The 18,417-nt window shown below is 73.8% G+C and carries 14 protein-coding genes; 4 read left to right on the top strand and 10 right to left on the bottom strand.

Annotated features, from left to right (window positions below):
• Positions 1–27: 27 nt before the first annotated feature.
• The 5 genes from ACTT8P_RS12645 to ACTT8P_RS12665 form a co-directional block, all read right to left on the bottom strand.
• Positions 28–3,909 carry a glycoside hydrolase family 2 TIM barrel-domain containing protein gene (locus tag ACTT8P_RS12645; RefSeq protein WP_442831695.1) on the bottom strand — a complete coding sequence of 1,294 codons (3,882 nt, stop codon included), beginning with the start codon at positions 3,907–3,909 and terminating at the stop codon, positions 28–30.
• Between the two features lie 333 nt (positions 3,910–4,242).
• Positions 4,243–6,021 carry an FtsX-like permease family protein gene (locus ACTT8P_RS12650; protein WP_442831696.1) on the bottom strand — a complete coding sequence of 593 codons (1,779 nt, stop codon included), beginning with the start codon at positions 6,019–6,021 and terminating at the stop codon, positions 4,243–4,245.
• Position 6,022: 1 nt separating this feature from the next.
• Positions 6,023–6,943, bottom strand: a complete 921-nt coding sequence (locus ACTT8P_RS12655) for an ABC transporter ATP-binding protein (protein ID WP_442831697.1) — start codon at positions 6,941–6,943, stop codon at positions 6,023–6,025.
• A complete protein-coding gene (locus tag ACTT8P_RS12660; RefSeq protein WP_442831698.1) occupies positions 6,940–7,482 on the bottom strand; it encodes a PadR family transcriptional regulator in 543 nt (180 codons plus the stop codon). Before ACTT8P_RS12660 ends, ACTT8P_RS12655 begins: the two co-directional genes overlap by 4 nt.
• A gap of 96 nt (positions 7,483–7,578) precedes the next feature.
• Entirely contained in the window at positions 7,579–9,063 is a 1,485-nt protein-coding gene (locus tag ACTT8P_RS12665) for a glycosyltransferase family 39 protein (RefSeq protein WP_442831699.1), read from the bottom strand.
• A gap of 128 nt (positions 9,064–9,191) precedes the next feature.
• Between ACTT8P_RS12665 and ACTT8P_RS12670 the strand changes: the two genes are divergently transcribed.
• A complete protein-coding gene (locus tag ACTT8P_RS12670) occupies positions 9,192–9,872 on the top strand; it encodes a response regulator transcription factor (RefSeq protein ID WP_442831700.1) in 681 nt (226 codons plus the stop codon).
• Positions 9,859–11,328 carry a sensor histidine kinase gene (locus tag ACTT8P_RS12675; RefSeq protein WP_442831701.1) on the top strand — a complete coding sequence of 490 codons (1,470 nt, stop codon included), beginning with the start codon at positions 9,859–9,861 and terminating at the stop codon, positions 11,326–11,328. Before ACTT8P_RS12670 ends, ACTT8P_RS12675 begins: the two co-directional genes overlap by 14 nt.
• On the opposite strand, the gene ACTT8P_RS12680 is transcribed toward ACTT8P_RS12675, so the two are convergent.
• The 3 genes from ACTT8P_RS12680 to ACTT8P_RS12690 all read right to left on the bottom strand — a co-directional run bounded on the left by ACTT8P_RS12680 (position 11,299) and on the right by ACTT8P_RS12690 (position 14,498).
• A complete protein-coding gene (locus ACTT8P_RS12680) occupies positions 11,299–11,847 on the bottom strand; it encodes an O-acetyl-ADP-ribose deacetylase (protein ID WP_442831702.1) in 549 nt (182 codons plus the stop codon). The genes ACTT8P_RS12675 and ACTT8P_RS12680 overlap by 30 nt on opposite strands.
• Complete coding sequence (locus ACTT8P_RS12685) at positions 11,844–13,253, bottom strand: phytoene desaturase family protein (protein WP_442831703.1); 1,410 nt, start codon at positions 13,251–13,253, stop codon at positions 11,844–11,846. The genes ACTT8P_RS12680 and ACTT8P_RS12685 overlap by 4 nt, the downstream gene beginning before the upstream one ends.
• Positions 13,254–13,649: 396 nt before the next feature.
• The gene (locus ACTT8P_RS12690; protein ID WP_442831704.1) at positions 13,650–14,498 is read right to left on the bottom strand and encodes an inositol monophosphatase family protein; all 849 of its coding nucleotides are present in this window, start codon (positions 14,496–14,498) and stop codon (positions 13,650–13,652) included.
• A 159-nt stretch (positions 14,499–14,657) separates the two neighbouring features.
• Here ACTT8P_RS12690 and ACTT8P_RS12695 point away from each other — a divergent pair, with 159 nt between their 5' ends.
• Complete coding sequence (locus ACTT8P_RS12695; protein ID WP_442831705.1) at positions 14,658–15,722, top strand: lipoate--protein ligase family protein; 1,065 nt, start codon at positions 14,658–14,660, stop codon at positions 15,720–15,722.
• A gap of 11 nt (positions 15,723–15,733) precedes the next feature.
• Here ACTT8P_RS12695 and ACTT8P_RS12700 read toward each other — a convergent pair whose 3' ends face one another.
• Positions 15,734–16,324, bottom strand: a complete 591-nt coding sequence (locus ACTT8P_RS12700) for a TetR/AcrR family transcriptional regulator (protein ID WP_442831706.1) — start codon at positions 16,322–16,324, stop codon at positions 15,734–15,736.
• Positions 16,325–16,534: 210 nt separating this feature from the next.
• On the opposite strand from ACTT8P_RS12700, the gene ACTT8P_RS12705 reads away from it, so the two are divergent.
• Positions 16,535–17,473: an alpha/beta fold hydrolase gene (locus ACTT8P_RS12705; RefSeq protein ID WP_442831707.1), complete on the top strand. Its 939-nt coding sequence runs from the start codon at positions 16,535–16,537 to the stop codon at positions 17,471–17,473.
• Between the two features lie 20 nt (positions 17,474–17,493).
• Here the strand turns inward: ACTT8P_RS12705 and ACTT8P_RS12710 are convergent, their stop codons facing one another.
• Positions 17,494–18,354: an alpha/beta fold hydrolase gene (locus tag ACTT8P_RS12710; RefSeq protein ID WP_442831708.1), complete on the bottom strand. Its 861-nt coding sequence runs from the start codon at positions 18,352–18,354 to the stop codon at positions 17,494–17,496.
• Positions 18,355–18,417: the final 63 nt, after the last annotated feature.

An 18,417-nucleotide genomic window follows, 5' to 3' on the forward strand; every position in this document is an offset into this window, starting at 1 on the left:
AGCCCGGTTACCCGGGCTCCCGGCACGTCACTCGGCGGCGGTGCGGCGCCGGGCCAGCTCCGGCGCCTTCCGTACGTCGCTGATCGGCCGCAGCCGATAGGTGTACGCGTAGTCCCGGTCGGCGAAGAGTTTGAACTCGTCGTGGGTGTGCGCGCCCCAGCTGTTGTCCCCGCCGACGCCCATCTGACGGTGGTTCAGGCGCAGGACGACCGTGTCCCTGGGGGTGAGCTGGTAGTCGTGCCGCACGCCGGTCGACAGGTCCTCGGGGGTGAAGTACGAGGCGTTGACCTCCAGCAGCGGTTCCCCGGTGGCGAGCAGCCCGGCGCCGCGCGCGTCGGTGAGCGCGACCCAGCGGACGTCGGTCTTGTTGCCGTTCTCCTGCGGGCGGATGTACGGCGTCCACTGCTCGGCGACGGTCCCGGAGTACCGGCCGACGTCGGTGCCGGTGTTGCGGTCCCAGTGGTTCTCCTCGGGGCCGCGCCCGTACCAGTGCAGCCGGTCCAGGCGGCGCGGCAGGAAGAGCAGGCTGCCGACCTCGGGAAGGTAGGGCAGGTTCGCGGCGCCCGGACGCAGGGTGTGGTCGACCTTGATCTCGCCGTTGCCGAACACCGTGTAGGTGGTGGAGTACGCGGACTCGGTGGTGGTGGGCAGGGTGCCGGTCACCTTGATCTCGACGGCCCGGTCGCCCAGCTCCCGCACCTCGACGCCGGTCACCTCGCGGCGGGCGCCCGCGTCCCGCCAGGTCTGGTTTCGGGTGTGCTGGCCGTTGCCGTGGTCGTTGTCGGTGGGCGCCCGCCAGTAGTTGGGCACCGGTCCGGCGCTGATCAGCGGGGTGCCGCCGGCCTTGTACGAGGTGATGGTGCCGGTGTTCTTGTCGACGGTGACGGAGAAGTCCTGGCCGGAGACGGTGATCTCGTCGTCGCGCTCGCGCGGGCGCAGGGCGGGGACGCGGGAAAGCGGTACGGGGGTCACGGCGGGGGTGTCGGCGTCGAGCGGGAGCTGGACCCGGGCCACCTCGAAGCCCGCCTTCGCCCAGGGGGCGGACTCCTTGGTGGTGAAGGAGAGCTGGAGGAAGTACTCGGTGCCGGGCGCGGGGTCGTCCGGCAGGGTCACCGGGAGGGTGATGTCCTTGCTGGACAGCGGGGCGACGGCCAGCTGGTCGCGGGTGAGCCTGCCGTGCCGGACGACCTCGCCGTCGGCGGCCAGTTCCCAGCGGGCGTCGAACTCTCTCAGGTCGGTGAACAGGTACTCGTTGACGAGGGTCACGGCACCCGGGCCGCCGGACCGGGCCCGTACGTCGACGGCCTGGTAGACGCGCTTGACCTCGGCGGCCTTGCCGGTGTGCCGGCGGTCGGCGATGAGCAGGCCGTCGGCGACGAAGGCGCCGTCGTTGGGGTTGTCGCCCCAGTCGCCGCCGTACGCGAGGAAGGTCTTCACGTCCGGCCGCTCCCGGTCGGTGTCGACGTCGTCGGCGTCGAACCAGAAGCGCACGCCGGCGTCGTCGGACTCGCGGTCGTCGTCGGCGAGTTCGGCGGCGGTGAGGGCGCGGGCGTAGACCCGGGCCCGGCGGATCGTGCCGCTGAACTCGCGGGTCTGGTTGTCGGCGTCGGTGGCGAGGGCGAGCGGCGCGGTGTTCACCTCGGGGCGCCGGGTGGTGGCGCGGGTGGCCCGGACCGTGCCGTCGACGTACAGGGTGAGAGTGCCGGTGTCGGCGTCGAAGACCCCGGCGAGGTGGTGCTCGCGGCCGGTCCAGTCGGCCGGCAGCGCCCAGGTCGCGGTGATCCACTGGCCGCCGGAGTAGAGGAAGAACTCCAGGCTCCGGCCGTTCTGCTTCAGCGCGTACTGGGTGTCGCCCTTGGCGATGATCGGCTGGTGGTAGCCCAGGTAGTGCGGGGTGACCCAGGCCTCCAGGGTGAGGGAGCCGGTGAGGTCCAGGCGCTCGTCGCGGGCGAACAGGGTGCCGCCGGACAGGCCCTGCTCCTCGTCGAAGGAGCCGCTGGGGTTGATGATCTCGCCGCGCAGCCGGGCCGGGCCGGACTCCCTGAGCAGGGTGCGGGCCGGGACCGGCCAGGTCAGCGACTGGTCGACGAAGTCCCAGATCCAGCCGCCCTGGAGCACGTCATGGGCGCGGACGACGTCCCAGTACTTCTTGAAGTTGCCGGTGGAGTTGCCCATCGAGTGGGCGTACTCGATCATCACGTACGGGCGGGTGTCCGAGGTGTCCTTCGCGCGCTGCTCGACCCGCTGCGGGGTGTCGTACATCTCGGAGCGGATGTCGCTGATGCCGGGGCGGTCGTCACCCTCGTACTGGATGACGCGGGTGGGGTCGTAGGAGCGGATCCAGTCGTGCATGGCGGTGAAGGTGGAGCCGGTGCCCGCCTCGTTGCCGAGCGACCAGATGACCACCGAGGGGTGGTTCTTGTCGCGGTGCACCATGTTCTGCGCGCGGGCCACACAGGCGGCGGTCCACTCGGGGTGGTCGCCGGGGTACTCGTCGCGGATGCCGTGCGTCTCCAGGTTGGTCTCGTCGACGAGGTAGAGACCGTACTCGTCGGCGAGTTCGTACCACAGCGGGTTGTTCGGGTAGTGCGAGGTGCGGACGCTGTTCATGTTCAGCCGCTTGATGAGGGTGATGTCCTCGACGAGGTCCGCGCGGCTGAGGGCGGTGCCCCGGTCCGGGTGCATCTCGTGGCGGTTGGTGCCGCGCAGCGAGACCGGCTTGCCGTTGATCCGCATCAGGCCGTCCTTGAGCGCGAACTCACGGAAGCCGACCCGGTGCGACAGGGTCTCGGTGACTTTTCCGGCGGGGTCGCGCAGGCGCAGCACGGCCGTGTAGAGGTGCGGGTGCTCGGCCGACCACAGCTTCGGCGCGGTCACGGCCCTGGTGGCGCGTACGGTGACGTCCTGGCCGGCGCCGACCGTGCCGAGGTCGGCGGTGGTGCGCAGCGGCCGGGACCAGACGGCGTGGCCGCGGGTGTCGTAGAGCTGGGTCTCCACGGTGCAGCGCCCGGCGTCGCCGCCGCCGTAGGCCCGCACGCTCGCGGTGACGGCCAGTTCGGCGTCGGTGTACGTGTCGTTGAGCGGGGTGTCCAGGCGGAAGTCGCGCAGGTGCACGGCCGGGGTGGAGTACAGGTAGACCGAGCGGAAGATGCCGCTCAGCCGGATCATGTCCTGGTCCTCCAGCCAGTCGCCGTCGGCGTAGCGGTACACCTCGACGGCGATGTGGTTGGTGGCGGGCTTCAGGTGGTCGGTGATGTCGTACTCGGAGGGGGTGCAGGAGTCCTCGTCGTAACCGACGAGTTCGCCGTTGATCCACACGTAGTGCGCCGACTTGACGCCCTCGAAGTGCAGGAAGGTGCGGCGGCCCGCCCAGTCCCCGGGGACGGTGAAGGTGCGGCGGTACTGGCCGACCGGGTTGCGGCGGGTGGGCGCGGCGGGCGGCTGCGGTTCCTCGCCCAGGCCGTTCGGGCCCCAGTAGGGGTAGGTGATGTTCAGGTAGATCGGCCGGTCGTGGCCGTGCAACTGCCAGACGGACGGCACCGGGATGGTGTCCCAGTCGCCGTCGTCGAGGTCGGGGCGGTGGAAGTCGGCGTCCCGGTCCTCGGGGCGGTCGGCGTAGGCGAACTTCCAGGTGCCGTCGAGGGAGCGACGGTACGGGGAGTCGGTGCGGTCGGCGGCCAGGGCCTGCCGGACGTCCGCGTACGGCATGAGGGTGGTGTGCGGCGGCTCGGTGCCGAGCCGGAAGACACCGAAGTCGTTCCACTGAGGCGGGCTGTCCTGGGCGGCCGCGTGGGCTCTGAGCGGGGGTGCGGACAGGGCGAGCGCGCCGAGGACGGCGGCGCCGCCCTCCAGGAGGCGGCGGCGGCTGACGACCGGGGGCACGACGGAGAAGAGAGGCGGGTGCGGCATGACCGTGGCCTTCCGTGGGATTCGGTGGGCGGCTCAACGCACGGTGCGCGGACGGCGGTTGCGGAGGGATGGGGTGGCAACTGCCGGTGAGGGGGCGACTACTGAAACACGGTCACCCTAGGACCCGAACACAACCGAATCAATCACCCCGTCGGACTTTGTGCGGTCCTGGGGGAGGCGGCCGGTCGACCGTGCGGTCGTGGCCGACGGCCGGCCGGCCGGTGCCGGTCCGGGCGCGGTACTACTCGACGCGGTGCGGCCCGCGCCGGCGAGGGTGCGGGCGGTGACGGGCGGGCCGGGGAAGAGCGTCGGCCGGCGCTGCCCGGCGAGTGGTCAGGCGGGCTCGGCGTTCAGGGTCGGTCCGGCGGGGCCCCGGGTGTGGGCCCAGGCGGGCAGGGCGGTCAGCGCGCCGACCGTCAGCAGGACGGCGAGCCCGGCGCCGAGCAGCCATGAACCCGGGGGCACGACGACGGTGCGGCTGAACAGGTTGTAGAGGACGAGTCCGACCGGGGTGCCCACCGCCACCCCGAGCCCGGCGGGCAGGATCTGGGCGGTGCACAGCGCCGTGACCACCTGGCCCGGCGTGGCGCCGAGGGTACGGGTGACGGCCAGGGCGCGCCGGGCCCGCACCGCCGCGCTCCAGCCGAGGAACACCGTGTTGAGCACCGACAGGGCCATCAGCACGTAGGTGACGCCGGTCACCGTCTGGACGGTCACGATGTCCCGCAGCCCGCCGGGGTTGGACACCCCGTAGGAGACCTTCACGTCGGGGATGGAGTGCAGGGTGAGCAGCGCGGTGACCATGACGCCGGTGGCTCCCGTGCCGACGGCGGTCAGGGCGGCGCGGCCGGGCCGGCGGGCCAGCAGCCGGACACCGACCAGCAGCGAGGTGGGCAGGTGCGCCGTCACGGCGTTCAGCCGCGGGCGGTGGACGAGCGGGTGCGCCGGGTCGACCAGGGTGTCGACGGTGCTGGTGCGGGCGGCCCGCACGGCCGGGCCGAGCGTCCCGGCGAGGGCGACCACGACGGCGAGGAAGACCGTGCCGATCACGGTGTCGGTGGCCGGCGGACCGGCGCTGTTGATCAACCCGGCGCTGGGGTCGGCCAGTTCGGGGGCGAGCAAGGACGCGGCGGTCAGTCCGAGAGCGGTGGCCACTAGGGTCAGCAGCAGGTGCTGCGCCAGCAGTACGGCGGCGACGGCGGCGGGCGTGGCACCGACCGCCTTGAGCAGTCCGGCCCGCCGGTTGTCGCGGCCGGCGCGGACGGCGGTGAGCGCGGCGAGGGTGACGATCGCGGCCGCGGCGAGCAGCCAGCCGCCGACGACCAGGGCGGGCCGGGCGAACATGATGAACTTGGCGTCCTGGTCGAGGACGTCCTGCCAGTAACGGACGTTGACCCAGGCGGCGCCCCGGTCCTCCTTCGGGAAGGCGGTGTCGATCCACTCGGCGGTCGCGGCGGGGTCCGCCAGCTTCAGGTGGATCAGGTGGACGCCGGGCGTGTCCCCGGCCGCCACGCGGGTGTCGGCGGTGGTGAGCCAGACCCTGCCGCCGTAGTCGGACGTGCCGGGCCCCTGCGCCCAGTCGCTCCCCGGGTACACGCCGGTGGCCACGCTGACGGCGATGCCGACCACCGGGTAGTCGCGGCCGCCGATGGTGACACGGTCGCCGACGGCCACGCCGAGCACCTGCGCGAAGCTGCGCTCGACCACCACGCCACCGGACCGCACCCAGCTGCCGGAGGTCACCAGCGGCCGGTCCACGGCGGACGGTTCGGCGTCCCGGCCCTCGACCGCCGACCGCGCGTCGCGGCCGTGCGCCCGGATGACGGTGTCGAAGGTGAAGACCGGGTCGGACTGCGCGACCACCCCGGGTGTCCGGGCCAGCCGTTCGGCCACGGCGGCCGGGTCGTCGGCCGTAGTGATCGCCGTGATGTCGGGACCGGCGGTGGCCGCGCGGGTCTTCAGGTAGGCGGTGCCCAGGGCGTCGTCGGCGGCCATGCCGAGGGCCAGGGAGGCGGTGGCGGCGGTGACGGCCAGCAGGAACATGACGGCCTCGCCGGGGCGGCGGCGCAGGTCGCGCGTGATCAGGCGGCAGAGCAGCAGCAGGCGTCCCATGTCAGTCCTCCCCCCAGTCCAGCAGCGCGCCGAGCCCCGGGCCGCCGGGGCGGAGGGCCGCGCTGCCGGGGGTGGTGGTGCGAGGGCTGGTGGTGGGGGAGTTGGCAGTACCGGAACCTATGGAGCCGGTGCCGGTGCCGGTGCCGTGGGTCAGACGGGTGTCGTCCGTCAGGGTCCCGTCGCGCAGGGAGACGACGCGGTCCGCCGTGGCGGCGACGCGCTCGTCGTGGGTGACGACGACCAACGTCTGTCCGGCGGCCCGGAGTTCGCCGAAGAGTCGGAGGATGTCGTGGGTCGCGGCGCTGTCCAGGTTTCCGGTGGGTTCGTCCGCGAGGACCACCAGCGGCTCGTTGACCAGGGCCCGGGCGATGGCGACCCGCTGCCGCTGCCCGCCGGACAGCTCCGCGGGCAGATGCCGGGCCCGGTCGGCGAGCCCGACCCGGTCGAGGAGGGCCTCGGCCCGGTCGCGGGCGGCGCGCGGCCCGGCGCCGGCGAGCAGCGCGGGCAGCTCGACGTTCTCCGCGGCCGTCAGCTCGTCCATGAGGTGGAACGCCTGGAAGACGAAGCCGACGGCCCGGCGGCGCAGCCTGGCCAGCGCGCGTTCGCCGAGGTCGTCGACGCGCCGCCCGCCGAGCCACACCTCGCCGTCGGTGGGCCGGTCCAGACCGCCGAGCAGTTGGAGGAGGGTCGACTTTCCGCAGCCGCTGGGGCCGGTGACGGCGAGCGTCTGCCCGGCGGGGACGTCGAGGTCGACCGCGTCGACGGCCCACACCAGGCTCTCGTCCCGCCCGTACGTCCGCGACAGGCCGACCGCCCGGAGCGCGGGCCCGGCCGCGGCGCCGTCGCCCTCATGTCCTCCCCGCCGCTCTCGCCGTCCTCTCCCCCGCGACCGGTTCCCGGTCCACCGACCGTCTCTCGTCATCCGGTCCCTCCGCCTTTCCCGTGTGGGGCGCGGGCGGACCAGGTTCGCACACACGCCTCCAGCCAGCGCAGATCGGCCTGCAGCCGGAGGGCGATGCCCTCCAGGAGCAGTCCGGCCTCCGAGTCGGTGTCGTGCGCGAGGACGGCGCGCTGGGTCTCGGCGAGGCGCCGCAACAGCTCGCGGCGCCGCGCGTCCACGAGTGCCAGCGGGTCGGCGCGGCGGGACTCGGCGGCGGCCACCAGCTTCAGATGGAACTCCGCCACGTCCGCGCGCGGCCCGGCGCCCTCCGCCAGCCACGCGGTCACCCGCTCGTGCCCGGCCGCGGTCGGCGCGTACACCTTGCGCCGCGGGCCGCGCACCGGCACGTCCTCGCGTTCCTGGACGACCAGGCCCGCTTTCTCGAGCCGGGTGAGCGTCACGTAGATCTGCCCCGCGTTCAACGACTCCCCCACCGGCCCGAGCGCCGCCGCCAGCCGTCGGCGCAGGTCGTACCCGTGCGACGGCTCCTTGACCAGCAGCGCCAGCACCACGTCCTGCACGGACCGCCCTCCTTCACGACCCGCCTATAGATAGCGGTTATCCAATGGCCCGTCAAACCCGGCGCCTGCGCACCTGTCACCTCCGCACCCGTCACCTCATCCCCCCGGCGAGAGGGCGTGGTCCCGGACATAGACGGTGATCCGCGCCCCGTTGACCCGGATCGTCCGGTACTCGTGGAAGTGGCGGCGCAGGGTGCTGGTCTTCGCCGCCTCCCGCGGGTCGGCCGGCCAGCGCACACCCACCGCGCGGACCGCGACGATCCGGTCGAAGTCCAGCATCCGGGCCGCGATGTCCTGGGCGGGCAGTTCGACCCCGGCCAGCGTGTTGGACGAGACGGGGTCCCGGGCCAGGGCGAGATCGGTCAGCCCGCGGGTGTCCTCGGGGTTGGCCGCGGTGAGGATGCGGTGCTGCCCGGAGAGATAGAGCAGCCCGTCGCCGGGGCGGCCCGCCTCGCGGACGGCGGCGCCGATGGCGGTGACGTCGTTGCTCCGGCTCTGCGGCGTCCGCAGCGCCAGGCTCGGCTGGACGAGCGCGGCCAGTGCGGCGGCCGCCGCGAGCCACGCGTAGCGCGAGGAGCGCCGCAGCCGGAGGAAGCAGTCCATCCAGGCGCCCAGCAGCAGGGCGGCGCCGATATTGCCGTAGAGCACGTACCGGTCGACGAAGAGCGGCTTGACGGGTGAGGTGATCAGCAGCAGCAGGCCGGGGAGCACCAGAAGAGGCAGGGCCAGCACGGCGAGCCGCACCGGCCCCCGCGTCCGCAGCGGCGCCCGGGCACACACCAGGCCCAGGACCGCCACCACCAGGAAGTAGCGGAACCGCACCGGTCCGACGATCCAGGACACCTGCTCCGACTGCCCCGCGCTGCGGATCGCCAGCGGCAGCAGCCCGGCCACGACGCCCGCCGCGGCCGCGCTCCATGCCGTCAGCACCGGTCGTGGCACCCGGGAGACGAGCAGGGTGACCCCGTGGGCGACCAGGGCGAGGACCGCGAACTCGTGGAGCAGACAGGCCAGCAGCATGGTGGCGCCGTAGACCGCCCACCGCCACCGGGCGCGCCGCGCCACGCCGGTCACGAGTGCGTAGCCGGCCCAGGTGACCAGGGCGCAGACCATGGCGTACGAGCGGCCTTCCTGCGCGTACTTCTGCACCTGGGGAAGGAGCGCGAACACCAGCCCGGCCAGCAGTCCGGCCCGGGGGCCGGCCAGCCGCAGTCCCAGCAGGCCGACGCCGCTCGCCGCCACGGACATGGCCAGCACGGACGGCAGCCGCAACGTCAGCAGCCCGGTGCCGAAGAGACCGAAGAGCTCATGCATCACGGCGTAGTGGAGGGCATGGACCAGGTCGATGTGCTGGGCGGTGTGCCATATCTGGGACAGGTCGCGGCGCGCGAGCTGAGCGGTGACGGACTCGTCTCCCCACATGGTGTTCCGCCTGCGGATGCCCCAAAGCCCCAGCGCCAGGGTGAGCAGCAGGGGGGCGATGACGACGGCGGTCCCGGCCGGGTTCGGGAATCGCCGGCGGGTGGCTGCGGGAGGGGGGACCGTCCTGGCCACGGTGGGGGCACGTTGGTCGAGGGACATCGGCGGCAGGGCCTTTCAGCGGGGGCGAGCAGACCGCGCCAGCGTGCCGGGACCTCGTTGACCGGATGCTGATCCAACCTGACCGGCCGATCAGGAAGGCGGGCCGGCGCTGTGCGAGGCTGCACCGCATGCGCGTCCTGGTGGTCGAAGACGAGGTGGACCTCGCCCATACCCTGCACACCGGCCTGACCGCCGAGGGCTACAGCGTCGACCTCGCCCATGACGGCCGGCAGGGCCTGTGGATGGCCCGGACCGGCGAATACGCCCTGGTCGTACTGGACTTGATGCTGCCCGGACTGAACGGCTACAAGGTCTGCGCCCAACTGCGCCGGGAGGGCAACGCGACCCCCATCCTGGTCCTGACCGCCAAGGACGGGGAGTGGGACCAGGCCGAGGCGCTGGACACGGGGGCCGACGACTACCTGGCCAAACCCTTCTCCTACGTGGTGCTCGTGGCCCGGCTGCGGGCCCTGGTCAGACGGGCCGCCGCCCTCGCCCCGCCGGTCCTCGCCGTGGGCGACCTCTCGCTGGACGTGGCCGGCCGGGTCTGCCGCCGGGCCGGGGCCCGGGTGGACCTCACCCCCCGGGAGTTCGCCGTGCTGGAGCTGCTGGCCCGCCGGGCGGGCCAGGCGGTCTCCAAGACGGACCTGCTCTACCACGCCTGGCCCGACGAGGCCCAGGACCCCAACCTGGTGGAGGCGCGGGTCAGCGCCCTGCGCAAGAAGGTGGACACCGCGTTCCACCGGCAGTCCCTGCAGACCGTACGGGGTACCGGCTACCGACTGGTGGACGACCGTGACCGCGACTGAGCCGCGACGCCGCTGGTGGCCGCGTTCGGTACGGGCCCGCACCGCCCTGGCCGCCGCCGCGGCCACCGCCGTCGTCCTGGCCGGCATCGGCTGGTGGGTGCACCACGACGTCTACCGTCAGGGCACCCGGATCGCCGAGAAGCAGGCCGAGACGCAGGTCTGGGCGCTCGCCGATCAGCTGAACGCGGGTGTGGTGCCCCGGCGCAGAGGCGGCGGTGCGCCGTTCGAGGTGGTCGCGACCGGCCGCCGCGGCGCGGTCTCCTTCGGCGGCGGCATGGAGGACTTCGATCCCGGCACCCGCCATGTGCTGCCCGCCCCGTCCGAGGCCACGCAGCCCGAGGTGCTGTTGATCCGCCCGCTGCGCATACCGGTGCGCCGCGACGACGGCTCCAGGGACAGGCTCCACATGGCCGGCGGGACCTACACCGTCCTGTCCACCGATATCGACGCCGGTCGACTGAGCGGCGACGAAGCCGCCGCGCTGGGCGTCGCCGCCGACGCCGGGCTGCGGGTCTACGTGGTGGTACTCCCGCACACGGCCGAGGCGATCACCGCGACCACCGACCGGGTGCTGCTGCGGGCCGGGCTCGTCGGCCTCCTGCTGATCGCCGTCGTCGCCTACTTCGCCGTCCGGATCGCGTTGCGGCCGGTCGAGGCCATCCGTGTCCTCACCGCCTCGGTCACCGCCGACGACCCGCGCGAACGCGTCACCGTCCCCGCCACGGGACACGAGATCACCGCCCTGGCCACCACCATCAACACCACCCTGCAGCGCCTCGACAACGCCGCCGCCCAGCAGCGCCGCTTCGTCGCGGACGCCGCCCACGAACTGCGCAGCCCCCTCACCACGCTGCTGGCCAGCCTGGAAGTCGCGCTCGCCTACCCGGACCGCACCGACTGGCCCGCCGCGGCCACCACCGCCGCACGGCAGACCCGCCGCCTCCAGGCCCTCACCGAGGACCTGCTGCTCCTGGCCCGCCTCGACACCCGCACCCCCGCGGCCGGCCCCGACACCGTCGACCTAACCGCCCTCGCCGCCCGGCTCGCCGAGCAATACCCGCTCACCGGGCGGCCGTTGGCCCTCACCTGCGACAGCACCGGCCCCGCCCCCGTGCACGGGAACGTCGACGCGTACGAACGGCTGCTGCGCAACCTCGTCGACAACGCCGTCCGGCACGCCGCACACCGCGTCCAGATCACCGTCCGCGGCGAGGACGGCTGGGTCGTCCTCACCGTGCACGACGACGGACCGGGCGTGCCCGCCGAGGACGCCGAGCGCGTCTTCGAACGCTTCGTCCGGCTCGACGACGCCCGCTCCCGCGACCACGGCGGCACCGGCCTGGGCCTCGCCATCGCCCGCGACCTGGCCCACCGCCACCAAGGCACCCTCACCCTCGCTCCCCGGACCCTCGGCGCGTGCTTCCGGCTACGCGTTCCCCGGGCCCCCGGCCGCTGAGCGCCCCGGCCGGCCGAGTTCGGCGGCGAACGCGGCGTGCGCCCGGTCGTCGAAGAGCACGAACCGGACCTCCGCCACCTCGGTGTCCGCGTCCCGCACCGCCGCCAGGGCGATCCGCGCCGCGTCCGGCACCGGCCAGCGGTACACACCGGTGGAGATGGCCGGGAACGCCACGGTACGGGCGCCCAGTTCGTCGGCGACCCGCAGGCACTGGCGGTGGCAGGAGGCGAGCAGGCCGGAGCGGTCCTCGGCGGCGGACCAGACCGGGCCGACGGTGTGGATCACCCAACGGGCGTCCAGCTCGCCCGCGGTGGTGGCGACCGCCTGCCCCGTGGGCAGACCGCTGCCGTACCGCGAGGCGCGCAGGTCGCGGCAGGCGTCGAGGATCGCCGGGCCGCCGCGGCGGTGGATGGCTCCGTCGACGCCGCCGCCGCCGAGCAGCGAGGAGTTGGCCGCGTTGACGATCGCGTCGGCGTGCTCGCGGGTGAGGTCGCCCCGGACCAGGGTGATGCGGGTCATGGCTGCCGCAGCCGGCGCCAGACGGCCTTCGCCGCGTTGTGCCCCGACATGCCGTGCACCCCGGGGCCGGGCGGGGTCGCCGAGGAGCAGATGAAGACGGCCGGGTGCGGGGTGGCGTACGGGAAGAGGGACAGCTTGGGGCGGAGCAGCGTCTGGAGGCCGGAGACCGCGCCGGAGGCGATGTCGCCGCCGACGTAGTTGGCGTTGCGGGCGGCCAGTTCGGGCGGGCCGGCGGTGGCGCGGGCCAGGACGCGGTCGCGGAAGCCGGGCGCGAACCGCTCCAGTTGGCGTTCGATCACGTCGGTGAGGTCGCCGGTCCAGCCGCTCGGGACATGGCCGTACGCCCAGAAGACGTGCTTGCCCCGCGGGGCGCGGGTGGGGTCGGCGACGCTCGGCTGCACGGTGATCAGGAACGGCCGCTCGGGGGCGCGGCCGGCCCGGGAGACGTCGTGCAGGGCGGTGCCGATCTCGGCGCAGTCCGCGCCGACCTGCACGGTCCCGGCGATCCGGGCCTCGGGCGCGGTCCACGGGACGGGGCCGTCCAGCGCGTAGTCGATCTTGAAGACGCCGGGGCCGTACCGGTAGCCGTCGTAGGCCCGGCCGAAGCCGGCGATGCGGGCCAGCGCGGTGGGCGAGGTGTCGAAGACGTAGGCGCGGGCGGGCGGCAGGTCGTCCAGCCGCTTGACCTCGTAGTCGGTGTGCACGGTGCCGCCGAGGTCGGTGAGGTGGGCGGTGAGGGCGTCGGAGATCGCCTGGGAGCCGCCGCGGGCCACCGGCCAGCCGCGGGCGTGGGCGGCGAGGAGGAAGACCAGGCCGATGGCGGAGGTGGCGAGGCCGCCGAGCGGTGCCATGACGTGTGCGACGAGCCCGGCCAGCAGGGTCTTGGCCTTCTCGTCGTGGAAACGGCGCATCAGCCAGGTCGACGGGGGCAGGCCGGTGAGGCCGAACCGGGCGAGCGTGACCGGGTCGCGGGGCAGCGCGGTCAGCGGCAGCGACATGAAGTCCCGGACCAGCGTGTCCCAGTGCGGCAGGAAGGGTTCGACCAGTCTGCGGTAGGTGCCCGCGTCGCGCGGCCCCAGGGAGGCGGCGGTCTCCCCCACCGAGCGGGAGAGCACGGCGGCCGAACCGTCCAGGGCCGGGTGGGCCATCGGCAGGCCGGCGTGCAGCCACTGGAGGCCGTAGCGGTCCAGCGGCAGGGCGCGGAAGGCCGGTGAGTTGATCGCGAGGGGGTGGGCCGCGGCGCAGGGGTCGTGCCGGAAGCCGGGCAGGGTCAGCTCCTCGGTGCGGGCACCGCCGCCCACGGTGCTCCGGGCCTCGAAGACGGCGACGGAGAAGCCGCGCCGGGCCAGCTCCACGGCAGCGGTCAGCCCGTTCGGCCCCGCACCCACCACGACCGCATCGAGCATCGACGGCACCTCGGACCCCATTCGTCAGCCGATGGCCACTCGGACCAGGATAGGCCCCGTGCCTTCACGGGCTCCGGCCACCGGTGCCCACTGCCCCGGGCCGACCGGCCCGAGCCCCGTCCCGACCGGCCCAAGCCTCGGGCCGACCGGGGCTCGGGCTACCGGGCCGACCGGGAGGTCGGGTCACCGGGCCGGTCAGGACGCAGGCCCACCGGGCCGGCCGGGGCGTTGTCCCGTCAGCCCGCGCCACCGGACAGCACCGCGATGATGCGGCGGGCCGTGGCCGCGTCACCGACCGCGGGCCCAGCCAGGGCTCGGACTACCGGGCCGATCAGGACACGGGCCACCGGGCCGATCCGGACACAGACCCACCGGGCCAACCGAGGCATTGTCCCGTCAGCCCGCGCCGCCGGACAGCACCGCGATGATGCGGCGGGCCGTGGCCGCGTCGCGGGCCGCGGTGAACGGCAGGTCGTTGCCGCCCGTGACGCGGAACGGCTCGCCGGTCAGGGTCAGGTGCGTGCCGCCGGCCTCCTCGACCAGCAGCAGCCCCGCCGCGTGGTCCCAGGCGGCCTCCCAGCCGAAGACGGTGGCGTCCAGTTCGCCGCGGGCGATGGCCAGGTACTCCAGACCGGCCGAGCCGCAGGGGCGCGGCGCCAGGCCCGGGGCGTCGAGGGCGCGCAGGACGCGCTTCTGCTCGTCGGTGGTGAAGTCCGGGTGGGAGGTGGCGATCCGCAGGTCCCGGCCGGGCTCGGGCGGACCGGCGGACAGCCGCTCGCCGTCCAGGAAGGCGCCCCGGCCGCGTATCGCCGTGGCGAACTGGTCGCGGGCGGGCGCGTGGGTCCAGGAGGCGAGCAGCTCGCCGTGCTGGGCGAGGGCGACCAGGGTGCAGAAGCCGCTGTCGCCATGGACGAACTGCCGGGTGCCGTCGACGGGGTCGACGATCCACACCGGCGCGTCGCCGCGCACCGCGTCGTAGCTGGCCGGGTTGGCGTGCACCGCCTCCTCGCCGACCACGACCGAGCCGGGGAGCAGGGCGATCAGGGCCTCGGTGAGGTACTGCTCGGCGTCGCGGTCGGCATCCGTCACCAGGTCGTGCGGTCCGGCCTTCTGGTCGACCTCGTGCGCGGCGAGCCGGCGCCAGCGCGGCATCACCTCCTGCGCGGCCGCCTTGCGGACGGCCTCCTCCACGTCGTCGGCGTGCCGGGCGAGAAACTCGTCGATGGTTTCGTTGTTCTCGATCATGCCTCCATGAGAGCACGCGGCACTGACAATCCCCTCCCGGGCGGTGTGCACCGGGTGGAATCGGGACGAACACCGGGTGCGCCCGGGAGCCCTCGGTGCCCGCCGGGCCGGTGTGCGGGCGAGTTACCGTTGATCGGGAAAACGGCACGTGGAGGAAAGATGCACGGGGAGTACAAGGTCCCGGGCGGCAAGCTGGTCGTCGTCGATCTCGACGTGGCCGACGGCGCGCTCCGTGACGTCCGGGTGTCGGGCGACTTCTTCCTGGAGCCGGACGAGGCCCTGCTCGCCATCGACCAGGCCCTCGAAGGCGCCCCGGCCGAGACCGACGCCGCCGGCCTCGCCGCCCGCGTCGACGCCGCCCTGCCCGAGGGCACCGTCATGTACGGCCTCACGTCTCAGGGCGTGGCCGTGGCGGTGCGCCGCGCCCTGGCCAGGGCGACGGACTGGACCGACTACGACTGGCAGCTCGTCCACGACGCCCCCCAGTCCCCCGCCCTGCACATGGCCCTCGACGAGGTCCTCACCGCCGAGGTCGCCGCCGGCCGCCGGGGCCCCACCCTGCGGGTCTGGGAATGGGGCGGGCCCGCGGTGATCATCGGCAGCTTCCAGTCGCTGCGCAACGAGGTCGACCCGGAGGGCGCCGCCCGGCACGGCATCACCGTCGTGCGCCGCGTCTCCGGTGGTGGTGCCATGTTCGTGGAGGTCGGGAACAGCATCACCTACTCGCTGTCCGTGCCCGCCCCGCTGGTCTCCGGCCTGTCCTTCGCCGAGTCCTACGCCTACCTGGACGACTGGGTGCTCGGCGCCTTCGCCGACATGGGCATCAAGGCCTGGTACCAGCCCCTCAACGACATCGCCACCGACGCCGGCAAGATCGGCGGCGCCGCCCAGAAGCGCATGGTCGCCACCGACGACGGCCCCGGCGCCGTCCTGCACCACGTCACCATGAGCTACGACATCGACGCCGACAAGATGCTGGAGGTCCTCCGCATCGGCAAGGAGAAGATGTCGGACAAGGGCACCAGGAGCGCCAAGAAGCGCGTCGACCCCCTGCGCCGCCAGACCGGCCTGCCCCGCGAAGCCGTCATCGACCGGATGCTGACCTCCTTCCGCAACCGCTACGGGCTGACCGAAGGCCACGTCACCGCCGAGGAGATGGCCCGCGCCAAGGAGCTCGCCGAGACCAAGTTCAGCAGTCCGGAGTGGACCGCCCGGGTGCCCTGACCGCCGGCACCTCAGTCGCTCGCGCCGAGAGCCCGCGCGAGTGCGTCGAGGGTCACGTCGACGACGGCGCGCAACTGCTCCGTACTGGTTCCGGCCCTGCTCATGACGGCGAGGGACTGGTTCACGGCCGCGAGGTGGGCCGCGAAGGACTCGGCCGCCGCGTCGGGCAGCCGGCCGGCCGTCAGCGCGGTGCGCAGCCGGGCGTGCTGGAAGCCGATCGCCTCCCGCGCCCGGGCCGCGACGCCCGCGCTCAGCACCGGGGTGGCCATGACGGTCTGGGCCACCAGGCAGCCGTCGGGCAGGCGGGGGTCCGCGATGCGTTCCAGGGTGATGTCGAAGAACGCCCGCGCGGCCGCCAGCGGCCGGTCGGCGGCGCAGGACAGCGCGGCGTCGTACTTGTCTCCGTAGCGCGTGGTGTACCGCTCCAGGCAGCGCAGGAAGAGCGTGTCCTTGTCGCCGAGGGAGGAGTAGATGGAGCTGCGGTTGAGCCCGGTCGCCCGGGACAGGTCGTCCACCGACGTGTCCGCGTAACCGGCCCGCCAGAACTGGACCATCGCGGCATCGAGCGCCGCGGCGACGTCGAACTGCTTCTTGCCCGCCATGCCGTGCCTCCCTCCTGTCGGCCTTCCCGGCTTACCCGGCCTTCCCGGCCTTCTCGGTGGAGACCACCATACCCATCTTGAACTAACCAGTTCAAGATGGGTTAGGGTGCAGCCATGCCCGCCGCGCTCGTGGGCCTCGCCCCCGGCCGGCCCCGGCGCACCGGATCGACCGGCACGCGCACGCACACCTGACACCAGTGGAGGAAAGTCATGGCCGACCCCGCGCACACCCCCCGCGTCCCCGGCAACCCGGTCCGCGGCCTGCCACTGCCCGACCTGGCCGGTTTCACCCACCGTTGGGTCGACGCGGGCGGCGTCCGGCTGCACGCGGTTGAGGGCGGCCGGCCGGACGGGCCGCCCGTCGTGCTGCTCGCCGGGTTCCCGCAGACCTGGTGGGCATGGCGCAAGGTGATGCCGAGCCTGGCCGGCCGGTTCCACGTGATCGCGATCGACCTGCCGGGCCAGGGCCACTCCGAACGCCCGGACATCAGCTACGACACGCACACGGTCGCCGCGCACGTGCACGCCGCGGTCGAGGCGCTCGGCGTCCCGGCCTACTGGCTGGTCGCCCACGACATCGGCGCCTGGGTCGCCTTCTCCCTCGCCCTGAAGTACCGGAGCCGGTTGCGCGGCCTGGCGCTGCTGGACGCCGGCATCCCGGGCATCACCCTCCCCGACGCCATTCCGACCGACCCGGCGCGGGCCTGGAAGACCTGGCACTTCGCCTTCCACCTGGTGCCCGAGCTGCCCGAGACACTGCTCGCCGGCCGCGAACGGGAGTACGTCGGCTGGTTCCTGAAGGCCAAGACCCTCGCCGCCGACACCTTCGACGACGCCGAGATCGAGCGGTACGCCGCGTCGGTGGCCGCCGACGGCGGTCTCCGTGCCTCGCTGGCCTACTACCGGGACGCCGCCGAGTCGGCACGGCGGAACCACGAAGCGCTGGAACGCCAGCGCCTGGAACTCCCGCTGCTCGGCATCTCCGGCAGCCACGGCTCCATCCCCGACATGGCGGCCTCCCTCGGGCCGTGGGCCGACCGCGCCACCGGGATCGTCGTGCCGGAATCGGGCCACTTCATCCCCGATGAACAACCCGCCGCCGTCGCCGCCGCGCTGACCGACTTCGTCACCGGAAACGACGCCGCCTGACCGGCCACTTGGACGAGTGATCAAGCACCCCTCCGGTCCGGTGGCACGGGGTGACCCGCCAGGAACGGGCGCAGGAGGGCGAGCAGCCGCCGCGGGCGGTGCAGCGGGATGATGTGGCCGCAGTCCTCGACGATCCGGCCGGTGAGGTCGTCGGTGACCGGACGGAGCTGGCGTTCCAGCGCGGCGCCGACCGGGTGCGCGCCGATCGCCAGGGTCGGCACGGTCAGCCGGGCGGTGGCGACGGCCTGTTCGATCTGGGCCGCGCTCTCGTCCAGCGCGCGGTAGGAGGAGAAGGCCCGGCGCAGCGCGTCGCGTCCGGTGTAGGCGTGCACGAAGCGGTCCCGTACGTCGGCCGGCACGCCGTCGCCGAGGGTGCCCGAGGTGAGGAAGAAGTCGACGTACCGGGCCTCGTTGCCCGCCAGGACCGCTTCCGCCAGTCCGGGCACGCGGTGGAAGCCGAACCACCACGGGGCGCCGTGCGCGAGGAAGTCCTCGGCGCCGGGCAGCCGGCCGATCAGGGACTCCATGAGGACCAGCCGGCGCACCAGGTCCGGGCGGCGCATGGCCAGCAGGAACGCCGGGGGCGCACCGGCGTCGATGCCGGCCACCGCGGCGCCGGTCGCGCCGAGTGCCGCCAGCAGGGCGGCGGCGTCCTCGGCCAGCGTGCCGGCGTCGTACCCGGCGGCGGCCGGGCCGCTGGCCCCGAAGCCCCGCAGGTCGGGCGCGATGACCGTGTACCGGTCGGCGAGGCCGGCCAGCACCTCCCGCCACAGCTCCCAGGTGTGCGGGAAGCCGTGCAGCAGCAGGACGGGCGGTCCGCTGCCGGCCAGGGCCACGTTCAGCTCCACTCCGTTGACGGTGATTCGGCGCAGCTCGGGCATGTCGGGCTCCAGGAAGTGAGAGGTGGCGGGCGGTAACCAAAGGAGACATGGCAACCGTAGGGA

It is taken from the genome of Streptomyces sp. JW3, from assembly GCF_052216785.1.
Classification (GTDB): Bacteria; Actinomycetota; Actinomycetes; order Streptomycetales; family Streptomycetaceae; genus Streptomyces.

What these genes read in the sequence shown, in the direction of transcription:
- ACTT8P_RS12710 (WP_442831708.1), bottom strand. Translation starts at nt 18,354, where the DNA reads ATGCCCGAGCTGCGCCGAATCACCGTCAACGGAGTGGAGCTGAACGTG.
- ACTT8P_RS12695 (WP_442831705.1), top strand. Translation starts at nt 14,658, where the DNA reads ATGCACGGGGAGTACAAGGTCCCGGGCGGCAAGCTGGTCGTCGTCGAT.
- ACTT8P_RS12700 (WP_442831706.1), bottom strand. Translation starts at nt 16,324, where the DNA reads ATGGCGGGCAAGAAGCAGTTCGACGTCGCCGCGGCGCTCGATGCCGCG.
- ACTT8P_RS12680 (WP_442831702.1), bottom strand. Translation starts at nt 11,847, where the DNA reads ATGACCCGCATCACCCTGGTCCGGGGCGACCTCACCCGCGAGCACGCC.
- ACTT8P_RS12655 (WP_442831697.1), bottom strand. Translation starts at nt 6,943, where the DNA reads ATGACGAGAGACGGTCGGTGGACCGGGAACCGGTCGCGGGGGAGAGGA.
- ACTT8P_RS12670 (WP_442831700.1), top strand. Translation starts at nt 9,192, where the DNA reads ATGCGCGTCCTGGTGGTCGAAGACGAGGTGGACCTCGCCCATACCCTG.
- ACTT8P_RS12705 (WP_442831707.1), top strand. Translation starts at nt 16,535, where the DNA reads ATGGCCGACCCCGCGCACACCCCCCGCGTCCCCGGCAACCCGGTCCGC.
- ACTT8P_RS12650 (WP_442831696.1), bottom strand. Translation starts at nt 6,021, where the DNA reads ATGGGACGCCTGCTGCTGCTCTGCCGCCTGATCACGCGCGACCTGCGC.
- ACTT8P_RS12690 (WP_442831704.1), bottom strand. Translation starts at nt 14,498, where the DNA reads ATGATCGAGAACAACGAAACCATCGACGAGTTTCTCGCCCGGCACGCC.
- ACTT8P_RS12645 (WP_442831695.1), bottom strand. Translation starts at nt 3,909, where the DNA reads ATGCCGCACCCGCCTCTCTTCTCCGTCGTGCCCCCGGTCGTCAGCCGC.
- ACTT8P_RS12665 (WP_442831699.1), bottom strand. Translation starts at nt 9,063, where the DNA reads ATGTCCCTCGACCAACGTGCCCCCACCGTGGCCAGGACGGTCCCCCCT.
- ACTT8P_RS12685 (WP_442831703.1), bottom strand. Translation starts at nt 13,253, where the DNA reads ATGCTCGATGCGGTCGTGGTGGGTGCGGGGCCGAACGGGCTGACCGCT.